The following is a 21,060-nucleotide window of genomic DNA, read 5'->3' on the forward strand; positions in this document are numbered from 1 at the left end:
CATCAGGCGTCCTCATTGAGGGCGCTTTTTTTTTGTGCCCCCTGCATTTGTCGATCATACTCAGTACGATGCCGCCTGGCGGTAGAACATGCCCGAACTTTCCGACTGAAATGAGGGAATTATGACGACAGCACCCACCACGTTGCCGCCGGTGTTAACCAGCACGGCAATAGAACAAAAAATACTGCGCAGGTCGATCTTCTGCACGCTGTTTATTGCCAGTGCCGGGATCGTGTTTGGGATTGTCTGTGGTTCCATGTCGATCGTGTTTGACGGCATGTTCTCGGCGTTGGATGCGGGCATGTGTTCATTATCCTTGCTGGTGTCCCGCCTGTTGGGGCAACCCCATAGCCGCCGTTTTCAGTATGGGTTCTGGCATGTCGAACCGCTGGTGCTGGCATTTAACGGCAGTTTACTGACGTTGCTGTGTCTGTATGCCTTTGTGAACGCTGTCAAAGGCATTGCCGACGGAGGGCGCGAACTCGAGCTGGGCTGGGCGATTGTCTATGCCGTTACCGTCAGCCTTTTCTGCTTTACCCTCTACGTTAAGCAAACCCGGCTGAATAAGCAGGTTAAATCGGAACTGATCGCGCTGGATAACAAAAGCTGGCTGATGTCGGCCTGCATCAGTTCGGCGTTATTAGTGGCTTTTATTCTTTCCTGGCTAATGGAAGGCACCCGTTATGAATACCTCAACGTCTATGCCGACCCTGTCGCGCTGGCACTGTTGACGCTGGTCTTGATCCCGGTGCCGATCAAAACGGTAAAATCTGCCATTCAGGAGGTATTGCAGATGACGCCGGACAACCTGGATGCCAAGGTGGAATCCATCATGGCGCAGCTGACGCTGGAGTATGGCTTCCTGGATTATTCCAATTACGCCACCCGCGTTGGCCGTGGGCTGTTTATTGAGATCCACATCGTGATCCCGCCAGAGATGGAACACAGCGGCGTACACAAGCTGGATAAAATCCGTGACCAGATAGCCGACGCTATTGGTGAAGATAGCCCGCACCGCTGGCTGACTATCTCCTTTACCCATAACGCCAAGTGGCTATAGGTTTTTTGCCATCACCCACATGGCCACGGATTGACTGATGCTGGTATAGCTCTCCTCACCCACGATCGTCATGCCTTGCCGCTGATAAAAGCGTTGGCCAGACACGTTGCTTTTCAGCACGTCCAGCCACAGGATGGGTTGCCCTCTCTCAACGGCTCGTCGCTGTACTTCGGCAAATAGCTGCTCCCCATAGCCGCGTCCGGCAAACTGCGGCAGGAAATAAATCTTCTGCAGTTCGGCCCCGAGGGTTGCGGTCGCAGCCTGCATGCTGTCGAAATTAAGCTTGGCAAAGCCAACCGGTGTTTCCCCTTCATAGGCAAGCAGCCAGCAAGTATCGCGGTCTTGCAATGAGGGCTCCAACGCTTGTTCGGCAAAATCCTTGGACAGAAACGCCTGCAACTCCTGCTGGTTTTGCCAAAGTTCGGCAAAGTGAGCAAGGTAGCTGGCAATCCCGATTTCCCTCACGGTTGCTAAGTCAGCGGGCAACGCTTGACGGATCCTGAACACGACAGCCTCTCTGTTAGTGGTTAGTTGACTCATCTTGGGCGATCGGCTGCTTGCCGCTCAGCGCACCCCATTCGCTCCAGGCACCGTCATAGAGTTTCACCTGCTTGGCGCCCAGTGATTGCAGGCCAAAGGCTAGTACGGCGGCGGTGACGCCAGAACCACAGCTGACGATGGTGGGCGCGTCGATATCGACCCCTTTTTCATCGAAGGTTTTTTTCAGCGCCTCGAGTGATTTGAAACGTCCGTTCTCCAGCAGATCGCCATACGGAATATTGATGCTGCCCGGAATATGGCCACGGTGCAGGCCTGGGCGCGGTTCCGGGGCTTGGGCATAGAAACGCGGTGCGGCACGGGCATCGAGGATCTGCCGTTGGTCGTTCATCGCTTGTTCCACCTGCTGCATATCCACCACCGCTTCGGCATTAAAGTGCGCGCGGAAGGTGGCAGGAGTAGGCTGCGCAGGGCCGGTCTCCAAGGCGTTACCGCGTGATGTCCAACCCTGCAAACCTTCATCAAGCACGAATACGTTCTGCGCGCCGAAATTACGGAACGTCCACCAACCGCGTGGGGCAGAGAACTGATTGCCTCCATCATAGAAAACAATGGTCTGTTGGTCATTAATGCCCAGTTTACCTACGGCGGCGGCAAAGGCTTCAGCCGTGGGTAGCATATGCGGCAGCGTCGTATTTTTATCCGCGACGTCGTCAATATCGAAATACACCGCACCGGGTATATGGCCCCGCTCAAATTCGGCCAACATGTCTTGCTTCGGCACCTGGCCGACAGGCGCCATACGCACGTCAACCAGCGTCAGATTCTCATCGTTGATATGTTGCTCAAGCCATTGCGCGGTCACTAAAAAAGCAGAGTTCATGATTATTGTTCGCCTGTCAGGACAAAGAAGGTTTTCACTATACCTCAACGATCTTGCATATTGGTATGCTGCGGTTTGAAAGGGGGCAGGGCAGATGATTGACCAAGACTTTGGCGGGGCGAAAATCGCCTTGCTGTACGGCGGCCAGGTGCTGGTTTACCTGCGCGATGACAGCCCGGCAATCCCCTGGCCCGGCTGCTGGGACTTGCCCGGCGGCGGACGTGAAGGGGATGAAACCCCGATGCAATGTGTGCAACGGGAAACCGAGGAGGAGTTCGGCATTCTATTGCCCGCACGGCAAATTGTCTGGCAGCAGCGTTACGCCGGGATCATGCCTGGCTCGCCGCCTACCTGGTTTATGGTGGGGGAAATCACCCTCGCACAGATTGCGGCGATCCGCTTCGGTAATGAGGGGCAGCGCTGGCAAATGATGCCTGCGGATGAATTTGTGCGGCACCCGCAGGGCATTGCCCATCTGCGTCAGCGGCTAGCGGATCGCCTGGCCCAGCTCGACTAGCCGGACACGCTCGATCAACGCGTCGAGCTGGTGCTCGGAAAATACTTCGATGCCATGTTGGCGTAGCAGCTCAGCTGTGACGCCGCGACCGGGCTGGGTTTGGCCGTTGAATGCGCCGTTGTAGATGGTCTGGCTCCCGCAGGAAGGGCTGCGATCGCTCAGCAGGGCAAAGCGGCAGCCATGCAGGCGAGTGGTATCCAGCGCCAGATGGGCACCCAACAGATACTGGTCGGTAACGTCGTTCCCTTGCGCGTCGATCACTCTGGCCCGGTTGGCTATCACTTCAGCGCCATTAGCTGCGGCCGCAATCTCTGCTGGTGGGCGCGGCGTAGAGAAACCTGCGGCCAATTCGGGGCAGCACACCACTAATCGTCCCTCCTTTTGCCACTGCTGTAAGGTGGTATCGATAACGGTTTTGCTGGAGGCGTTATAACGGACGTTGAAACCGGCCAGGCAGGCACTGAGCAAGATTTTCGGCGGCATGAGGAGTCTTCTGTTGAGGAGGCGAAAGTGTGGCATCAAGGCCACACGCTCGGCTTTATAATAGCAGCGGGGTTTAGCATTATGCCAGCCGTACCTTCCCACTATTTTGCTTACTTTGTGTTCTTTATCCACCGCGTTTTATGAGGGCAGTCACGGATCCGGGGCAAAGTTGATTATCGGCTTGTTAGTGAAATTTAAATTTCATATAAGTACATAATGATTTTTATTTTCCAAAAATAGGCAAGGGAGAAAACGATGAAACAGGTGCGCGTTGGATTGATCGGTACCGGCTATATTGGCCGCTGTCATGCTATCGCCTATGCACAGGCAGGCACGGTGTTCCCGCTGAAAGGGGAGCTGGTGTTGGAGATGCTGGCAGAAGTGACACCCGAGCTGGCAGCCCAGCGTGCGGCGGAGTTTGGCTTCGTTCGTTCAACCGGTGACTGGCGTGAACTGGTGGCCGACCCCGCCATAGACGTGGTGGATATCTGTGCCCCGAACTTCCTGCATAAAGAGATGGCTCTGGCGGCCATTGCACAGGGCAAGCATGTCTATTCCGAGAAGCCGCTGGCGCTGAATGCGCAAGACGCCGCCGAGATGGTGCAGGCCGCGCGCGCCAAAGGGGTCAAAACTCTGGTTGGCTTCAACTATATGAAAAACCCGACCAGCCAGCTGGCGCGGGAAATCATCGCCAACGGTGAAATTGGCGAGGTGGTGCACTTTTACGGTACGCATAATGAAGATTATCTGGCCGACCCTCGTACGCCGATCGACTGGCACTGCCGCAAAGCCACCGCTGGGTTGGGGGCGTTGGGCGATCTGGCGGCTCATATCGTGAACATGGCACATTATCTGGTGGGGGATATCGTCGCGGTGTCGGGCGATATGCAAACCCTGATCAAACAGCGGCCCGATCCGAACAACCCGGCCAAGATGTGCCAAGTCGAAAACGAAGATCAGGCCAGCGCACTGGTGCGCTTTGCCAATGGCGCAATGGGCACCATAGAAACCTCACGCATTGCCTGCGGGCGTAAAATGGGTCTGACCTATGTGGTCACCGGCACCAAGGGCACCCTGAGTTTCACTCAGGAACGCATGGCCGAACTGAAACTGTATCGTCATGACGAACCGGCGGAGCGGCAGGGCTTCAAAACCATCATGGTAGGGCCGAAACACCCGGATTACGCTGCGTTTTGTATCAGCGCCGGGCATGGTATCGGCTTTAACGATCAGAAAACGGTGGAGATCCGCGATCTGGTCAATGGTATTGCCGCGGGTGATCGGATGTGGCCAGATTTTGAGGAAGGCTGGAAGGTATCCTGCGTGCTGGATGCGATTGCCGCCTCTGCCGAACAGCGCCGCTGGTTGGATATCAACCGAGATTGACTCTGTTACCGGGAGACGGCTAGCGGTGCTGTCCCGTAGGGCCTTGCTTGCTGCACCTACTAGGCAACATGCAAGGCCCTTGAACGGTTAAAACGCAAAGCAAGAACAGCCGAAGGCACCCCAGAAGGCATTCTCGTTGGCGATGGGAATGCTGGAACGGCGGGCAATGTCATGCTGATGAGCATGAACGCCACAAGGGCCACAACACTGGTGTGGCTGGCTTAATGCACCCACCTTGCCGGCGGTTGTGGGCGGTGCTGAGCGATAATGCCCCGATATGTTGACCACTGGTGACCACTCAGGCAATACCGGTAACGGCGGCGGAGAGAGCGGCGAGAAACTGCCCGCAGCATAGACAACTTTGCCATCCACGACGGTCATGACCGACTCAATTCCCTTGATCTGCTCCTCCGGTACGCTGAAGTAATCCTGTGACAGCACGGCTATATCCGCCAGCTGTCCCACCTTGAACTGGCCCTTTTTGCCTTGTTCGGTAGAGAACCAGGCGCTGCCCTGTGTCCAAAGCATCAATGCCGTTTCACGATCCAGACGAGCCTGGTCGTCATACATTGCCATACCGCCGACCGTGCGGCCAGAAACCAGCCAGTACAGCGCCGTCCAAGGGTTGTAACTGGCGACGCGGGTGGCGTCGGTGCCTAATCCAACCGGCAACTCTGCCGCCAGCATTTTAGCTACCGGAGGCGTCTGTTTGGTCGCTTCGATGCCATAGCGCTCGGCAAAGTATTCCCCTTGAAACGCCATGCGGTGCTGTACGGCAATGCCGCCGCCGAGGGCTTTCACCCGCTCGATATTACGCTCTGAGATGGTTTCTGCATGGTCAAAAATCCAGTGCAGACCGGCAAAGGGGATCTCGCGGTTAACCTTCTCAAACACGTTCAGCATCCGGCTGATAGATTCATCGTAAGTGGCATGCAGACGGAACGGCCAGCGGTGTTCCACCAGATGGCGCACCACGCGTTCCAGCTCATCCTCGGTACCTTCAGGCAAATCCGGGCGAGGTTGCAGGAAGTCTTCGAAGTCGGCCGCCGAGAACACCAGCATTTCACCCGCGCCGTTATGGCGGTAAAAGTCCGTTCCCTGGCCGGGTTTGAGCATATCCGTCCACAGCTGGAAGTCCTCCAACTCCTGCTTTGGCCGTTGGGTAAACAGGTTGTAGGCGATACGCAGGGTCAACTGTTGTTTATCGTGCAGTTCCGCGATGACCTGATAGTCCTCGGGATAGTTCTGGAAACCGCCGCCTGCGTCAATCGCGCTGGTCAGGCCCAGGCGGTTGAGTTCGCGCATAAACTGGCGGGTGGAGTTTACCTGTTGTTCCAGCGGCAGCTTCGGCCCCTTGGCCAAGGTTGCGTAGAGGATCATGGCATTGGGCTTGGCGATTAACATCCCGGTTGGGTTGCCGTTACCGTCGCGTTGGATTTCGCCCCCTGGCGGGTTTGGCGTATCTTTGGTGTAGCCCACCACTTTCAGCGCAGCACGGTTAAGCAGGGCGCGATCGTACAGATGCAAAATAAATACCGGCGTGTCTGGGGCGGCGGCGTTGATTTCATCCAGCGTAGGCATACGGCGCTCGGCGAATTGGAACTCGGTCCAACCGCCAACCACTCTGACCCATTGTGGGCTGGGCGTACGCAGCGCCTGTTCCTTGAGCATACGTAAGGCGTCGGCGAGCGAAGGCACGCCTTCCCAGCGTAGCTCCAGGTTGTAATTCAAACCACCCCGGATAAGGTGCAGGTGTGAATCATTCAGGCCGGGTACCGCCGTATGGCCGTGTAGGTCGATGATCTGGGTTTCCGGCCCGGCGTATTGCATGACGTCGCTCTCACTACCGACGGCCAGAAACTTACCGTCCTTGATCGCCACGGCCTGAGCGGTGGGATTTTCGCGATCGACGGTATGGAATTTACCGTTGCTGATGATCAATGATGCGGTGTGACTCATAACGTTTTCCTTTAATGGCGGGTGAGCCATTGGTGAAACAGACGGGTAACCAACGGCATCCACAGGAAGACCACCAGGGCGACAACGCTGGCATCATTGAGTAAATGCCCAGCCAGTGTGCCGCTCAGTCCCGGCAGTAACTTGCCCCAAAACCAGGGCACCAGATTGGTCGAAGGGAAGATCACCAGCAGGGTGATTAAAAACTGTTTCCATTTGGCCGGTGGGCGTACGTTGGTGCTGGCTGGTGTGAACCAGAACTCGGCTCCGGGGCGGATCTCAATATGATCGCTCTCCAGCAGCAGTGGTGTGACTTCTTCGATATATTTCAGACGCTGCGGCGAGTGGATCCAGCGGTATAAATTGTCCAGATTATCGAAGCGGACCAGCACCGTATAAGCCTGTTCACTGCCGGAGGGGCGAATGACGTTAACGCCTAGATGGCCGTCAAACCGGGCGGCATCGGGCATGATGCGTTTTAACCAGGCTTCATAGGCTGGTTCCTGGCCGGGTGCCAGATGGTGAGTGATCACCAGCGTAACGTGTTGCTGATGGGGCATGGATCCAACTCCTGAAAAATCCCGGCACATGGCCGGGAGGGTATTGCGGTCAGTCAAGGTGAGCCCTGCGCGGTTTTACTTGCCGTTGCGAGCCGGAGCGTGATGCACCAGAGTGTAAGCATAGTCAACGCCCATCCCGTAGGCACCGCTGTGTTCACGTACCAGATCCATCACCGCATCGTAGGTTTCCTTGCGTGCCCAATCGCGTTGGTACTCGAGCAGCACCTGTTGCCAGGTCACCGGAACCGCCCCAGCCTGTACCATGCGATCGATAGCGCGCTCATGAGCATCCACCGAGGTGCCGCCAGAGGTGTCTGTAACCACATAAACCTCATATCCGGCTTCCATTGCCATCAATGCCGGGAAGGTCAGGCAGACCTCGGTCCACAGGGCGGAGATCACCAGTTTTTTACGGCCGGTGGCCTCGACGGCTTTAACGAATGCCGCATCTTCCCAGGAATTCATCGAAGTACGTTCAATAGGGGTGAGTTCTGGATGCACCGCCAGCAATTCCGGCCAGATATAGCCGCTGAAACTTTCGCTTTCGACCGAGGTAAAAATAGTGGGAACATTAAAGATGCTGCCGGCTTTGGCCAGCGCTACCACGTTGTTTTTCAGCTGTTGGCGATCGATATTGGCCACGCCAAAAGCCATTTGCGGCTGATGATCGATAAAGATGAGTGCGGAATTTTTCGGATCAAGCACTTGAAACTTCGACATAATGTACCTTCCAATTGTATTACCGTGAATAAGACGGATGCGCTGTCTCAATGGAATGAATGGTAGGTAGGTGCCGTTTTCAAAGATAGCGTAGAATTTTTACCTTCTTGTTAAGTTTTTTTATCTATGGGAGAAAGGGGTGAGACTAAACCTGGAAGCGCTATTGATCCTGGACGCACTGGATCGTCATGGGTCATTTGCTGCAGCGGCTGCCGCGCTGTTTAAAACGCCTTCTGCCCTGAGCTACATGGTGCAGAAACTGGAGAGCGATCTGGCGATCACGCTGCTCGATCGCTCCGGCCATCGGGCCAAGTTCACCGCTACCGGCAAGCTGATGCTGGAAAAGGGGCGGATATTGCTACGCGCTGCGCAAGATCTGGAGCAGCAGGCGCGCTATGTGGAAAGTGGCTGGGAGAGCGATCTCACCCTGGCGGTAGATGCATCGTTCCCTTTTGCCCGGCTGCTACCGCTGATTGATGAGTTTTACCGTAATCACCACCACACCCGGCTGCGTTTCAGCCACGAAGTGCTGGCTGGCTCCTGGGAGGCGCTGATACACGGCTGTGCCGATATTATCATCGGTGCGATTTGTGAGCCGCCTTCGCGCGCGGGCTATGCTTTTAGCCCGCTAGGGCAGTTGGAATATGTGTTTGCCGTCGCCCCGCACCATCCGTTGGCCGCCCAGCCGGAACCGTTGCAGAAAAGCAGCATCCGCCAGCATCGCGCAGTGGTGGTTCATGACTCGTCGCGGGTGAATTCGCCGCAAAGTCTGCACGTGCTGGATGAGCAGGATCAACTGACGGTATTCAGTTTTGAGGCCAAATTGCAGGCGCAGCTGGCCGGGTTGGGCTGTGGCTATCTGCCTCATTATCTGGCAGAACCTTATCTGAAAACCGGCCAGTTGGTCGCGAAAAGCGTGGAGGCAGAGCGCGATAGCGACACCGCCTACTTCGGCTGGCGAGAAAGTGCCAGCGGCCTGGCCAGCCTCTGGTGGCGTGAGCGGTTGCAAGCTTATGCCGTGACGGGGGAATGACTCTGAAGGTTGGCAAGGCAGGGTAGGTTAACGCATAGCCTGTTGTTGCCCGCCAGGATTGTCATCCACGCAGCTAACGTCATGATGCTGATTTTTAACTTTGCTTTACCACTTTTGTTATTTTGAGCGCCGATCCGCTTCGCCGATACTGAGAAAAATAGCCTCAGCGAGCCGGAAAATGCCCTCAGCCAAACCCCATAGTCACTATCTGCATGGCGAACAACGAGTCTGGATCCAACAGCTTAACCGGCAATGGATCTGGCGGTTGGAGCTGCCGACCTGGGGCATTATGCTGCTGGTTTACGGTAGTTGGTTCGGCGTGGTGCATTACTGGCAGCTGCTCGGCCCCTGGCTGGGCGCACCGTTGCTGACGTTGGCGACTACCTGGTATCTCTCTTTGCAGCATGAGCTGATCCACGGCCATCCCACCCGGTGGCCGCGGCTCAACCAACTGTTCGGCCTGCTTCCCCTGGCGGTGTGGTATCCCTACGGGCTGTACCGCGACAGCCATATTCAGCATCATCGCGACGATCATCTGACCCAACCTGCCGAAGATCCGGAAAGTTACTATTTCAGCCGGGCGCAGTGGCAACGATTTCTTGTTTGGCTGCCTCTGTTGGCCAAGGTGCGTAATACCCTGATTGGCCGGGTCACGCTTGGCCCGGCCTGGGACATTATCACCACGCTGTCCAACGCTCTGAAAGCCATATTGGCTGGTGATCTGCGGACCTTGACGATGTGGCTGGTACACGGCGCACTGTTGGTAGCTCTGCTTGCCTGGCTGCAAGCGCAGGGCATTTCTGCCGCCTTTTATCTGCTGGCGGTGAGCTACCCGGCGCTGGGGTTGACCAAGATCCGTTCGTTTTATGAGCATCGCGCGGTGGACGCTCCGCAGGCACGTTCTATTATTAATGAGGCCTCTTGGCCTTGGCGACTGCTGTTTCTCAATCTGAACTATCATTTAGTGCACCATGATTTACCCGGTTTGCCTTGGTATGGGCTGCGAAAAGTCTATCTGGCAGAGCAGCAGGCCTACCGGCAACGCAGCCAGGGGTTTGTGGTGCAGGGCTATGGCAACTGGTTTGTCGATCATGCCGTGACGCCGATTGCCGTTGAAGTACACCCGTTTGAACAGGAGAGAGTCGAGAAGCAGCATGTGATAGGCTGAACCCATACCGCGCAGGATTTTCCAATCGATCTGGCGAAATAGCCGGAAAGCATCATCAAAGAGGATAAAGCATGGCTATTACCCCATTACGCGCACGTTTTTTGGCATTGGCATTGACCGTTCTGGCGGGAGCCTGCGGTGTTGCACAGGCGGCCGATACGGTACGCGTGGGTTCTAAAATTGATACCGAAGGCTCGCTGCTTGGCAATATCATTGTGCAGGTGCTGGAAGCCAACGGCATCAAAACTACCAACAAACTGCAATTGGGCACCACCAAGGTATTACGTGGTGCCATCACTTCCGGCGAGATTGATATCTACCCGGAATACACCGGTAACGGTGCCTTCTTCTTCTCCGATGAAAAAGATCCGGCGTGGAAAAACGCTCAGGCCGGGTTCGAGAAGGTGAAAAAGCTCGACTATGACCAGAACAAGATCGTCTGGTTGGATGCCGCCCCGGCTAACAACACCTGGACGATCGCCGTTCGCCAGGACGTGGCGCAGGCCAACCATCTGAAAACCCTGGCAGATCTGGCTAAGTGGATCAACGACGGTGGTAAGTTCAAACTGGCGGCATCGGCAGAGTTTATCGAACGCCCGGACGCGCTACCGGCCTTCCAGAATGCTTATGGCTTCAAGCTTAATCAGGATCAGTTACTGTCACTGGCTGGCGGTGACACGGCGGTGACCATCAAGGCGGCGGCGGAACAAACCTCTGGGGTGAATGCGGCGATGGCGTATGGGACCGATGGCCCGGTGGCCGCACTGGGCCTGCAAACGTTGGAAGACCCACAGGGCGTACAGCCAATTTACGCCCCGGCTCCGATTGTTCGTGAGGCAACGCTGCAACAGCACGCCAATATCGCCGAACTGCTCAAACCGGTATTCGCTACGCTCGACGGCCCAACCTTACAGCAGTTGAACGCGCAGATCGCCGTAGAAGGCCAGGATGCCAAACAGGTGGCGGTCAATTACCTGAAACAGAAAGGGTTGATTAAGTAACCTTGATCCCGCCGACCGGGCAGCGGTGAGCGACCAAGTCGGCAATATTACCGCCTAAAAGACCAAGGGGATACCCGGGTACCGGGGAGTGATTTTGATTATTGTCTTGAAAAACCGCGTATTACTGACTTTGTTTGTTTTGCTGCTGCTTGCGGCCTTTGGTCTGCCGTTCCTCAGTTATGCTCCTAATCGCCTACTGTCTGGCAAGAGTATCTCTCTGATTTCACTGTTGCATGGCCCCGCGCTGTGGCTGCTGCTGCCATTATTGGTGTTTGCCGTGCTCAGCCTGTTGACCCCCACGCGCAATCGGGCGCTGCTGACCGCCTGCGTTGCCGCTGTTCTATTGGCGATGATCTTTTGGTTGAGCGGCTATACCGCGCAGCAACTGGCATTGCAGGGCTCGCCGTTGGCACGCACTTCCTGGAGCAGCGGTTGTGCGCTAATGGCAGCATTGAGTGGCCTAATCGCCGCAGATGCCATGATGCGGATCACTCCCTCGCACCTGTGGCGCATTCTGGGTAACGTCTTGGTGCTGCTACCTGCCGCGCTGCTGCTGTTTACCCATCAGTTGGACCAGCTTTCCCTGCTGAAGGAGTACCACAACCGGCAAGAGGTATTTGACGCTGCATTACTACAGCATTTGACCATCTTGCTGGCTACCATGGTACCGGCTCTGCTGATTGGTGTGCCGTTGGGCGTGCTGTGTTTTCGTTCAACCCGCTGGCAGGGTCCCATCTTCTCCACGCTGAATATCATCCAGACCGTCCCTTCCATTGCGCTATTTGGCCTGTTGATCGCCCCGTTGGCCGGGCTGGCGGCGGCGCTACCTTGGTTGGCGAACTTAGGCATTAGCGGTATCGGCATGGCCCCGGCGATTGTGGCATTGGTGCTCTATGCCCTGTTGCCGCTGGTGCGCAGCGTGGTCGCCGGTTTGCAAAGCGTGCCCGCCAGCGTGATTGAGTCCGCCAGCGGCATGGGAATGACGCGCGGGCAGATTTTCTTTGGCGTCCAGCTGCCACTGGCAATGCCACTGTTCCTGACCGGCGTGCGCATCCTGGCGGTACAAACCGTGGGAATGGCGGTGGTGGCAGCGCTGATTGGTGCCGGGGGTTTTGGTGCGATCGTGTTTCAAGGATTACTCAGCAGCGCACTGGATCTGGTGTTGCTCGGGGTGATCCCGGTGATCGCCATGGCGGTGATCGTCGATTCGCTGTTTAAATTCATAATTTCAATGTTGGAAGTGACTGCCAGATGATTAACTTTGACCGGGTAAGCAAGATTTTTCAGGGGAAACCGGCGGTGGACGATCTCTCGTTGAGCATGGCGGAAGGGGAGTTTACCGTGCTGATCGGCACTTCCGGCTCAGGCAAATCCACCACGTTGAAGATGATCAACCGCCTGATCGAGCATGATAAAGGCAAGATCAGGTTTGCCGGTGAGGAGATCCATAAGTTCAAACCGCAGGATTTACGCCGCCGAATGGGCTATGCCATCCAGTCGATCGGTCTGTTCCCCCATTGGACGGTAGAAGAGAATATTGCCACGGTGCCGCAGTTACTGAAGTGGCCAAGAGCACGGATCCGCGATCGGGTGACTGAGCTGATGGAGCTGCTGCAACTGGAGCCGGAGCTGTTCCGCCGCCGCTATCCACATCAGCTTTCCGGCGGACAGCAACAGCGGGTTGGGGTGGCACGGGCGCTGGCCGCCGATCCTGAGGTGTTGCTGATGGACGAACCCTTTGGTGCGCTCGATCCGGTGACCCGGGCCTCGTTGCAGGCTGAGATTGCCCGTATTCATCAACTTTCTGGCCGCACCATCGTACTGGTGACGCACGATATCGATGAGGCGCTGGGGTTGGCCGATCGGATCGTGCTGCTCGATCAGGGGCGAGTGGTGCAGCAGGGCACTCCGTTGGCGTTGCTGACCAACCCGGTGAATGATTTTGTGCGTGACTTCTTTGGCCGCAGCGATAGGGGGATCAAGCTGTTGGCGTTGGGCACGGTAGCCGAAAGGGTGCGGCCGGGTGAGGCGGAAGGGGAACCCATCCAGGCCATGATGAGCCTGCGTGAGGCGCTGTCGGTGTTTGTTGCCCGAGGCTGCGAACGTTTGCCGGTGGTTGACGAACAGGGGCAAGCGCTTGGCGTGTTGCATTTCAGCGATTTGATTACACACAAGGCGCTATCATGAACATCAGGCGCTGGTGGCGCGATCCGCTACCGTGGACATTTGCTCTGCTAGTGGCGTTGGTCTTCGGCATGAACCATCTGCACGGCCTGTTTGCCGCTTGGTTCCCACAGTTGGAGCGGCCGGTGTATCAGCAGGACAGCTTTTTCTCGCTGGTTGTTGCGCATTTATCGCTAGTAGCCGTATCGAGCCTGATTGCGGTAATGATTGGCGTAACCGCTGGCATTGCGGTGACGCGCGGTGCCGGGCGGGAGTTTCGCTCATTGGTGGAAACTGTGGTTGCCGTTGGGCAGACTTTTCCACCGGTTGCGGTATTGGCGGTGGCGGTACCGGTAATGGGTTTTAGTGAGCAGCCAGCGATTATTGCGCTGGTGCTGTATGGTTTATTACCGATCCTGCAAGGCACCTTGACCGGGATAGAGTCGGTTCCGGCGGGCACGCGTGAAGTGGCTCAAGGGGTGGGGATGAGCCGCTGGCAAATTTTGTGGCGCGTTGAGCTGCCGTTGGCGGCCCCGGTGATCGTCGCGGGGATCCGCACTTCGGTGATTATCAATATCGGCACGGCGGCCATAGCCTCAACGGTGGGCACCAAAACGCTGGGAACGCCGATCATTATTGGCCTGAGTGGCTTCAATACGGCGTATGTGATCCAGGGAGCGGTGGTAGTGGCGTTGTTGGCGATCATTACCGACATGCTGTTCGAACGCTGGGTACGCTACCTCACCGCCTGGCGTCAGCAACGGCTGACTGTCTCAACTTCTGCGGGGTAACTTCCATGGCGATAGTCTCTTTACCGATGTACGGCGTTAGTCACCAACAGGTGGAACCGTTCTGGCAGGCGCTACGCGATAAGCTGCGGCAACTGGGGATGGCGGAGGTTCCCCAGACGCTGAGTTGGCCGCAGGATCTGCCGCAACACTGGCAACGGCCGGACCTGCTTCTTAGCCAGACTTGCGGTTATCCATTGGTGACGGTGTTACCACAGGTACAGTTGGTGGGGACTTACCATTACCGTGTGGAAGGTTGCAGCGGAGCGAACTACAGCAGTTGGCTGGTGGTGCGTGAGGGGGAACCGGCTGACCGTCTGGAAGATTTCCGCGATCGCGTGGTGGCGTATAACAGCCAGGATTCACAGTCGGGGTATAACAGTCTGCGAGCCTTGATTGCACCGCTGGCGCAGGAAGGGCATTTTTTCCGTCAGGCGATCGCCTCTGGCAGCCACTATTGCTCACTGGAGATGATCCTGGAGGGGCAGGCGGATATTGCGGCCATCGACTGTATCAGCTTTGCCCTGTTGAAACGGGCACGGCCACAAGCCGTTGCTGGCCTGAAGATTATTGGCCGTACCGCTGCGGTACCGGGTTTGCCGTTGATCACGGCGGCCGGAACGCCAGACTCACAATTGGCAATCCTGCGCACCGCGGCCAGTGCCATGGTCAACCATACGGCCAGTGAAAGCCTGCTGATCGGCGATTTTAGTCTGGTGCCGCGTACTGCCTATCAGCGGGTGGCCGAGCTTGAAAGGCTGGCGGCCAACGCTGGCGTCACGGCGTTATAAAGCGGGTTATTTCGCTTGGATAGTGGCCGTTGGGGCACTATCGGTAGCGGCATCGCTGGTGGTTGTGGTCTCTTCTTGTGGCGTGGTGGAGCGGGTGTACATATTCAGCCCGGCCAGAAACACGCCGCCTAGAGAGCCGAAGGCGCATAAGGCGATGACGATGAGGAACGCTTTTTTCCGCATAATGATGATTTCGCAGGTTGTCCAGAACAGCGGGAATTATAGCCCCTTCAGCGGGTGAAACAACACTCGTTTAATTGGGGGTATGTTGCTTCAAGTTTTGTTGCGGTGCAGTGCTCAGACGCGGGAGTTAATAGGTAGCACATTTGGTCCCCTCTCCTGTTGGGAGAGGGTAAGGGGGGGGCATTTAGTTGACCTGTTGTGCCTTGGCCGGGCGGGCAAACAGGTATTTACCCAGCGTCACCAACACCACCGCCGAGACGATAATCACCAACGCCAGCCACTCGCGCGGGCCCAGGGATTCGCCAGCAAAACCGACGCCGAGCAGCACCGCCACCACCGGATTGACGTAGGCATAGCTGGTCGCTACCGCTGGGCGTACGTTTTTCAGCAGGAACATATAGGCGCTGATCGCCAGCATTGAACCGAAAACAATCAGATAACCGAGCGCCATAAAGCCGCTGAAGGTGGGCATTTTATCCAAATGCTCACCGCTCAGTTGGCTGGCGATGGTCAGCACCACGCCGGCCACCAGCATTTCTGCGGCACCGGCCATCGGCCCGGCAGGGAGTGAAATGCGTGAGCCAAGTACCGAACCAAAGGCCCAACTGGCGGAAGCCAACAGGATTAACAGCGCGCCGGTCGGGTTGCCCACCAGGTTATTGCCGGTGTTGAGCAACACAATGCCCACCAGTCCAAGGGCGATACCGGTCCATTCCAGCTTGGTATTGCGGATCCCCCAAAACATGCTGAAGCATAGGGTGAACAGCGGAACCGTAGCGACCATCACCGCGGCAATGCCGGAAGGCACATCCTGGTGCTCGGCTACCGTGACCAGGCCGTTACCCACGGCCAGCAACAGAATGCCAATGGTGCCAGCGGCGACCCACTGTTTCAGAGTGGGCAGGGCATGGCCCCGCAGCAACAGGAAAACGAACAGGATGATACCGGCAATCAGAAAACGAATGCCCGCCATCATCAAGGGAGGCCAGCTTGCCACCCCCACTCGGATAGCGAAGTAGGTCGATCCCCAGACAATATATAACGTAAACAGCGCCCCGATTAACGGCAGGAGATGACGATTTTGTTGGCTCAGCATGGGTTATTATTCGGTAGGGTGAAAAATCGTTAGGACACTCAGTAAACCTTAAGGCATGGCCGATAAGCAATGCTTTTCTACTCGTTTAGTGGTGTCGTGCTACCGGGGGAGGCTGCCAGTCCCTGGCCTACAATCAAGGGATTACGACTGGGAGATCTGGTAGGCGCAGCGGCGGGCACCGGTAAGAATATGTTCGCTGCGCTCAACCTTGGCTTGCAGCACCTCGGTAAATACGTTCAGCTCGGCGCGGCAAAATCCTTGGCAAACCGCCGCGGCGCTGCAGATGGGGCAGTGATTTTCCACCAGCAGAAACTCGCCGTCTTTCTCTTCACTCCACTCGGCCATATACCCTTCACGGCAACGGATAGCCGCCAGACGAGCAACACGTTCACGTAAATCGGCTGCACCGACCATCGCCTGTTTATAATTAATTAGGGTCTCCTGCTCTCGGCTGTCGATCAGCAGGTCCATCGCCTGTTCACCCAGTTTGTCACGCACCGTGCGCAACAGTTGGGCGGTTAATTCGGCATGGGCGTCGGGAAAGTGGGCGTTACCTGCGGCGGTCAACTGCCAGAGCTGTACCGGGCGGCCAACGCCACGGGTTTCTGCCTTGGCTTCCACCAGACCCTCTTTTGCCAGCTTGACGAATTGCTGACGAGCGGCTTCACCAGTGGTGCCGAGGACCTTTCCCGCTTCTGAGGCTTGCTGCGGACCGTGGGTTTTCAACAGCTTCAGCAAGCGGTCACTGACCGAATGTGCGGTGCATTCGCCATTTTCCAAGTTAATTCTTGACATATTACAGCGCCTCGCCCTTAATTATTCCAAGATATTGCTTGTTAAATTTAGCCTAATAGCAAGATCAACTCAATGCCATTCCTCTGAAAACAGGACGATAACCGTGATAACCGATGAGAACAGCCGTTGGAGCGATCTCTTTTCCGGCAAAAATGCCGCCAGTGCCATCGCACTGTCGCTTGGCGTCGCTTTGCATGCGATCAATATTCTGGTGGCGACCACCATTTTACCTTCGGTGGTGCAGGACATCGGTGGGTTGGATCTCTATGCCTGGAACACCACCTTGTTTGTGGTGGCCTCGATATTAGGCTCGGCACTGTCGGCACGTTTGCTGAGTGGCTACGGGGCGCGTAGCGCTTATCTGGTGGCGTCGCTGTTCTTCATCGTGGGAGCGATGCTGTGTGCGCTGGCCCCTTCCATGCCGGTGATGTTGATTGGCCGCACGGTACAGGGGTTTGGCGGTGGCCTGATCTTTGCCCTGTCCTACGCGATGATTAACCTGGTGTTTGAACAGAAACTCTGGCCACGCGCCATGGCGTTGATCTCCGCAATGTGGGGGATCGCCACGTTGGTGGGGCCAGCCGTCGGCGGGATTTTTGCCGAATTGAACGCCTGGCGCTGGGCGTTCGGTATTCTGCTGCCGATCATGGTGCTGTACGCCGCTTTTACGTTCCGTATTCTGCCCAAGGGTAAACCGCAGCAGCGGCCAACGCCGTTACCGCTGATGCAGTTGTTGCTGCTGGCTGGCGCGGTATTGGTGGTGTCGGCTGGCAGCCTGGCAGAGAGCGGTTGGCTAAACGTGGGCGGGATTGTGCTGGCGTTGTTGTTGTTGATTGGGCTAATCCGGCGTGAGGGACATTCCCGAGCTCGTCTGTTGCCACATCAGGCACTGCGTCGTGGTTCGGCGCTGGCTTCGCTGTACGTGACAGTGACTTTGTTGGTGATCGGCATGACCAGCGAGATCTTTGTGCCTTACTTCTTGCAAACTCTGCATGGTCAGTCACCACTGATTTCCGGTTATATTGCCGCCACAATGGCAGCGGGTTGGACACTGTCAGAAATCCTTAGCTCCGGTTGGCGCGGCGTGGGGATCCGTTTGGCGATAATCAGCGGGCCGATCCTGGTGCTGCTTGGTTTGCTGGGGTTGGCAGTGCTGATGCCAATTCCTTCTAACGGCCACTGGCAGGCGCTGGGGCCGATCGTGCTGGCTTTGACGTTGGTCGGTTTCGGGATCGGTTTTGGTTGGCCGCACCTGCTGACGCGCATTTTGCAGGTGGCCCCTCAGGCCGATAAGGATATTGCCGGGGCTTCCATTACCACGGTGCAACTCTTCGCCACGGCGTTTGGCGCGGCATTGGCGGGGATGGTCACCAATCTGGCCGGATTTACCACGCCGGGCGGGATCGAGGGCGCGTCCTCCGCTGCTCATTGGCTGTTCCTGCTGTTTGCCTTAGCCCCGCTGTTGGCGATCTACAGCGCCTGGCGCAGTGCGGCCATTAGCCAGCCTGCCGAGGATCCGAGCAATTTTGTACAAACGCCTGGTTCAGGTGAGTGCTAGAATGCTTTTCATTCAGCGGGGAAGGTAAGCATGGCGAAGAGCATGAGCCGGAAAGGGCGTCAGGAACAGGCTAATTTCATGCACGTCGACGATCTCGGCGGGCTGGAAGTGTTGCAGGCCACCTATCGCCGCCAGACCTTCTCCCGCCACAGTCACGAGGGTTTCTGCGTAGGCGTGATTGACGAGGGAGCCCAGCGTTTTTACCGTACTGGCGGCGAGCATGTCGCGCCGTTGGGCAGTGTGATCCTGGTCAACGCCGATGATATCCATACCGGCAGCTCTGCCAGCGAAGACGGCTGGTCCTATCAGGCCATGTATCCCAAACCGGAACTGCTGGCGTTCTTATCCCGCGATTTGAAAACCGTCGCCGGGGCCACGCCCTATTTTCCTAATCCCGTGGTGCAGGACGCCGGGCTAGCCGGGCAGTTGCGATTAGCCTTCGGTATGATGCGCAGTAATGAAAACCGTCTGGTGAAAGAGACATTGGTGTTTTCGGCGCTGACCTGGTTGATGCTGCGCCACGGCAAAAGCCGCATAGTGCCTGCCGTGCAAAGTAAGGCACAAAGCCAGATAGCGCGGATCAAAGCCTTTCTGGATGATTTCCCCGAGGCCAATATCTCCCTGCTGGAATTGGCAGAGAAAGCCGGGCTGAGCCCTTATTATTTGTTGCGCCAGTTTCAACAGGTGACCGGTTTACCGCCCCATGCCTACCAGATCCAGGCGCGTTTGCGTAAAGGGCGCCAGCTGTTGAAAGCGGGCAATGGCGTGCTGGAAACGGCACTGGCCTGCGGTTTTCACGATCAGAGCCATTTCCACCGTCATTTCCGCAAGTCCATCGGCGTGACGCCCGGTGACTATGTCAAATCGTTAAGATAAATACGCAAGCGTATACAATACTCGCTCTCTTTCCTGCGCTATGCTACTTCTTCGTTCGAAGGAGAAAAGAATGACTTACCAATCAACACTCACGGAGCCGCCAACGTTGCGCCTGCGTCCGGCCTTGCAAGGGGCCGTGTCGATTCTGCCGCTGTGCCTGGCGGTATTGCCCTGGGGGATACTTGCGGGGTCAATGGCGATCCAGAGTGGCCTGACGGCGGCCGAGGGGCTGGGGATGTCGGCGATTGTGTTTGCCGGAGCCTCGCAACTGGTGGCAATGGGGATGATCAAGACCGGTGCCGGTATGCTGGCGATCCTGATCTCCACCTTTTTTGTCACCGCCCAGCATTTCCTCTACGGTCTGCGCCTACGGGAATGTATTGCTCCGCTACCGCTGCGGTGGCGGGTAGCACTGGCGTTTTTGCTGACCGATGAGCTATTTGCTCTGACGGGGGATCATGGTCCAGCGCGCTTTAACCGTTGGTATGCACTGGGGGCAGGGCTGGCGTTTTATTTGAGCTGGTTCTTGGCCACCTTGCTCGGCGTAGTGGCGGCCAGCAGCATTGATCTCGATAGCTACGGTCTTGATTTCTCAATCGCGGCGACCTTTATCGCCATTATTGTGCCGTTGATACGTAATCTGCCGGTGCTGGCCTGCGTCTTGACATCCTTGGTGCTGTCGATTGGCTTGCACCATTATCAGGTACCTGGCGCTTTGATTATTACCACCGTGGTGGCGATGTTGGTTGGGCTGCTGTGCAGCAGGGGGAAAGAATGATCTGGCTGACCATTGTGTTAATGGGCGTGATCGTCTTCTTCAACCGCTACTGTTTTCTGGCACCTGGCCTACCGGTGCGCTTATCGCAACGGATGAGAACTTTGTTGAGCTTCTCGGTACCCGCGGTACTGACTGCCATCTGCGGACCAATCATCGCCTTCAACGGGGATGAGTGGCGCGCACTGCCCGAAAACCCTTATCTATGGGGAGCCGTATTCGCTATTGTTCTGGCCGTTTTCCTGCGCAATACGCTGGCGGTCGTGGTGCTGAGTATGCTGATGTTTATTCTGCTACGTACACTGCTATAACCCGTGCCTCAGAATATTCCCCCTGAATAATTCAGGGGGAAAGCATCAGAACGCCATTGTCATTTCAAACTGACGCAAAGGATCTTCACGCCAGCCAAGGTGCTGGAAGAAGGGGACGATATCGTCCGGAACAAATACGTTGGCCGACAGCGCCAGCGGGGCAAACTGTGCTTGTAGTGCTTGCAACAGAAGGCGTGCCTGGCCTTGGCCGCGAAGCGCTGGCGGCACATAAATCATGCGCAGATGGCACTGCTGTGCGACCGGTATCACCAAAGCAAAAGCCTGCTTTTCCAGAGTGAAGGCGCGCGGGGAGCCGGGCAGTTTATACGCCCCATTCCCACTCGAAACGCAACAAAACCCAGGGGGCTTATGCCGCCTGTAAGTGTGTTAAAAATACCTCATTGGGGGAGCGATAGCCCAGAGATTTTCTCCCTCGTGTGTTGAGTATGTGTTCGAGTT

The 21,060-nt window shown here is 56.6% G+C and carries 24 protein-coding genes; 14 read left to right on the forward strand and 10 right to left on the reverse strand.

The window, feature by feature from the left end:
* Positions 1 to 121 precede the first annotated feature (121 nt).
* Complete coding sequence (locus ACMV5H_RS03135) at positions 122 to 1,060, forward strand: cation diffusion facilitator family transporter (RefSeq protein ID WP_021805164.1); 939 nt, start codon at positions 122 to 124, stop codon at positions 1,058 to 1,060.
* On the opposite strand, the gene ACMV5H_RS03140 is transcribed toward ACMV5H_RS03135, so the two are convergent.
* Together ACMV5H_RS03140 and sseA are read right to left on the reverse strand one after the other, a co-directional pair.
* Positions 1,055 to 1,567 carry an N-acetyltransferase family protein gene (locus ACMV5H_RS03140; RefSeq protein WP_414821439.1) on the reverse strand — a complete coding sequence of 171 codons (513 nt, stop codon included), beginning with the start codon at positions 1,565 to 1,567 and terminating at the stop codon, positions 1,055 to 1,057. The genes ACMV5H_RS03135 and ACMV5H_RS03140 overlap by 6 nt on opposite strands.
* A gap of 13 nt (positions 1,568 to 1,580) precedes the next feature.
* Positions 1,581 to 2,441 (reverse strand): 3-mercaptopyruvate sulfurtransferase, encoded by an 861-nt coding sequence (gene sseA / locus ACMV5H_RS03145; protein ID WP_021805162.1) that lies wholly within the window; start codon positions 2,439 to 2,441, stop codon positions 1,581 to 1,583.
* Between the two features lie 94 nt (positions 2,442 to 2,535).
* Here sseA and ACMV5H_RS03150 point away from each other — a divergent pair, with 94 nt between their 5' ends.
* Complete coding sequence (locus ACMV5H_RS03150; protein ID WP_414821440.1) at positions 2,536 to 2,958, forward strand: NUDIX hydrolase; 423 nt, start codon at positions 2,536 to 2,538, stop codon at positions 2,956 to 2,958.
* Here the strand turns inward: ACMV5H_RS03150 and ACMV5H_RS03155 are convergent.
* Complete coding sequence (locus ACMV5H_RS03155) at positions 2,929 to 3,441, reverse strand: DUF523 domain-containing protein (RefSeq protein WP_414821441.1); 513 nt, start codon at positions 3,439 to 3,441, stop codon at positions 2,929 to 2,931. The genes ACMV5H_RS03150 and ACMV5H_RS03155 overlap by 30 nt on opposite strands.
* 255 nt (positions 3,442 to 3,696) lie before the next feature.
* On the opposite strand from ACMV5H_RS03155, the gene ACMV5H_RS03160 reads away from it, so the two are divergent.
* Positions 3,697 to 4,827 (forward strand): Gfo/Idh/MocA family protein, encoded by a 1,131-nt coding sequence (locus ACMV5H_RS03160; RefSeq protein WP_115159194.1) that lies wholly within the window; start codon positions 3,697 to 3,699, stop codon positions 4,825 to 4,827.
* 87 nt (positions 4,828 to 4,914) lie between these two features.
* On the opposite strand, the gene ACMV5H_RS03165 is transcribed toward ACMV5H_RS03160, so the two are convergent.
* The 3 genes from ACMV5H_RS03165 to ACMV5H_RS03175 all read right to left on the reverse strand — a co-directional run bounded on the left by ACMV5H_RS03165 (position 4,915) and on the right by ACMV5H_RS03175 (position 8,063).
* Positions 4,915 to 6,786 carry an amidohydrolase gene (locus ACMV5H_RS03165; protein WP_414821442.1) on the reverse strand — a complete coding sequence of 624 codons (1,872 nt, stop codon included), beginning with the start codon at positions 6,784 to 6,786 and terminating at the stop codon, positions 4,915 to 4,917.
* 11 nt (positions 6,787 to 6,797) lie between these two features.
* Complete coding sequence (locus ACMV5H_RS03170) at positions 6,798 to 7,343, reverse strand: antibiotic biosynthesis monooxygenase (protein ID WP_414821443.1); 546 nt, start codon at positions 7,341 to 7,343, stop codon at positions 6,798 to 6,800.
* Positions 7,344 to 7,418: 75 nt separating this feature from the next.
* The gene (locus tag ACMV5H_RS03175; protein WP_414821444.1) at positions 7,419 to 8,063 is read right to left on the reverse strand and encodes a hydrolase; all 645 of its coding nucleotides are present in this window, start codon (positions 8,061 to 8,063) and stop codon (positions 7,419 to 7,421) included.
* Positions 8,064 to 8,202: 139 nt separating this feature from the next.
* Here ACMV5H_RS03175 and ACMV5H_RS03180 point away from each other — a divergent pair, with 139 nt between their 5' ends.
* The 7 genes from ACMV5H_RS03180 (at position 8,203) to ACMV5H_RS03210 (ending at position 15,007) form a co-directional block, all read left to right on the forward strand.
* Positions 8,203 to 9,096, forward strand: a complete 894-nt coding sequence (locus ACMV5H_RS03180; protein ID WP_115159196.1) for a LysR substrate-binding domain-containing protein — start codon at positions 8,203 to 8,205, stop codon at positions 9,094 to 9,096.
* Between the two features lie 178 nt (positions 9,097 to 9,274).
* Positions 9,275 to 10,264, forward strand: coding sequence for a fatty acid desaturase (locus ACMV5H_RS03185; RefSeq protein ID WP_414821445.1), 990 nt, complete (start codon positions 9,275 to 9,277; stop codon positions 10,262 to 10,264).
* Positions 10,265 to 10,335: 71 nt separating this feature from the next.
* Positions 10,336 to 11,265, forward strand: coding sequence for an ABC transporter substrate-binding protein (locus ACMV5H_RS03190; protein WP_021180478.1), 930 nt, complete (start codon positions 10,336 to 10,338; stop codon positions 11,263 to 11,265).
* Between the two features lie 100 nt (positions 11,266 to 11,365).
* Positions 11,366 to 12,520, forward strand: coding sequence for an ABC transporter permease (locus ACMV5H_RS03195; protein ID WP_235784848.1), 1,155 nt, complete (start codon positions 11,366 to 11,368; stop codon positions 12,518 to 12,520).
* A complete protein-coding gene (locus ACMV5H_RS03200) occupies positions 12,517 to 13,452 on the forward strand; it encodes an ABC transporter ATP-binding protein (RefSeq protein ID WP_021805151.1) in 936 nt (311 codons plus the stop codon). The genes ACMV5H_RS03195 and ACMV5H_RS03200 overlap by 4 nt, the downstream gene beginning before the upstream one ends.
* A complete protein-coding gene (locus ACMV5H_RS03205) occupies positions 13,449 to 14,219 on the forward strand; it encodes an ABC transporter permease (protein WP_209555310.1) in 771 nt (256 codons plus the stop codon). The genes ACMV5H_RS03200 and ACMV5H_RS03205 overlap by 4 nt, the downstream gene beginning before the upstream one ends.
* Positions 14,220 to 14,224: 5 nt before the next feature.
* On the forward strand, positions 14,225 to 15,007 hold the full coding sequence (locus tag ACMV5H_RS03210) for a phosphate/phosphite/phosphonate ABC transporter substrate-binding protein (RefSeq protein WP_414821446.1): 783 nt from the start codon (positions 14,225 to 14,227) through the stop codon (positions 15,005 to 15,007).
* A 6-nt stretch (positions 15,008 to 15,013) separates the two neighbouring features.
* Here the strand turns inward: ACMV5H_RS03210 and ACMV5H_RS03215 are convergent, their stop codons facing one another.
* The 3 genes from ACMV5H_RS03215 to ACMV5H_RS03225 form a co-directional block, all read right to left on the reverse strand.
* Positions 15,014 to 15,190 (reverse strand): hypothetical protein, encoded by a 177-nt coding sequence (locus ACMV5H_RS03215; RefSeq protein ID WP_021805148.1) that lies wholly within the window; start codon positions 15,188 to 15,190, stop codon positions 15,014 to 15,016.
* A 184-nt stretch (positions 15,191 to 15,374) separates the two neighbouring features.
* Positions 15,375 to 16,286, reverse strand: a complete 912-nt coding sequence (gene yedA / locus ACMV5H_RS03220; protein ID WP_021805147.1) for a drug/metabolite exporter YedA — start codon at positions 16,284 to 16,286, stop codon at positions 15,375 to 15,377.
* Between the two features lie 141 nt (positions 16,287 to 16,427).
* A complete protein-coding gene (locus ACMV5H_RS03225; RefSeq protein WP_021805146.1) occupies positions 16,428 to 17,081 on the reverse strand; it encodes a helix-turn-helix transcriptional regulator in 654 nt (217 codons plus the stop codon).
* Positions 17,082 to 17,184: 103 nt separating this feature from the next.
* Between ACMV5H_RS03225 and ACMV5H_RS03230 the strand changes: the two genes are divergently transcribed.
* The 4 genes from ACMV5H_RS03230 to ACMV5H_RS03245 all read left to right on the forward strand — a co-directional run bounded on the left by ACMV5H_RS03230 (position 17,185) and on the right by ACMV5H_RS03245 (position 20,601).
* A complete protein-coding gene (locus ACMV5H_RS03230) occupies positions 17,185 to 18,639 on the forward strand; it encodes an MFS transporter (RefSeq protein ID WP_115159200.1) in 1,455 nt (484 codons plus the stop codon).
* A 30-nt stretch (positions 18,640 to 18,669) separates the two neighbouring features.
* Positions 18,670 to 19,515 (forward strand): AraC family transcriptional regulator, encoded by an 846-nt coding sequence (locus tag ACMV5H_RS03235; protein ID WP_021805144.1) that lies wholly within the window; start codon positions 18,670 to 18,672, stop codon positions 19,513 to 19,515.
* Between the two features lie 70 nt (positions 19,516 to 19,585).
* Complete coding sequence (locus ACMV5H_RS03240) at positions 19,586 to 20,293, forward strand: AzlC family ABC transporter permease (RefSeq protein WP_021805143.1); 708 nt, start codon at positions 19,586 to 19,588, stop codon at positions 20,291 to 20,293.
* The gene (locus tag ACMV5H_RS03245) at positions 20,290 to 20,601 is read left to right on the forward strand and encodes an AzlD domain-containing protein (RefSeq protein ID WP_021805142.1); all 312 of its coding nucleotides are present in this window, start codon (positions 20,290 to 20,292) and stop codon (positions 20,599 to 20,601) included. Before ACMV5H_RS03240 ends, ACMV5H_RS03245 begins: the two co-directional genes overlap by 4 nt.
* A gap of 45 nt (positions 20,602 to 20,646) precedes the next feature.
* Here ACMV5H_RS03245 and ACMV5H_RS03250 read toward each other — a convergent pair whose 3' ends face one another.
* Positions 20,647 to 20,922: a GNAT family N-acetyltransferase gene (locus ACMV5H_RS03250; protein ID WP_414821451.1), complete on the reverse strand. Its 276-nt coding sequence runs from the start codon at positions 20,920 to 20,922 to the stop codon at positions 20,647 to 20,649.
* Between the last annotated feature and the right edge of the window lie 138 nt (positions 20,923 to 21,060).

The sequence above is a fragment of the Serratia sp. N21D137 genome, assembly GCF_047530005.1.
Classification (GTDB): domain Bacteria; phylum Pseudomonadota; class Gammaproteobacteria; order Enterobacterales; family Enterobacteriaceae; genus Chania; species Chania fonticola_B.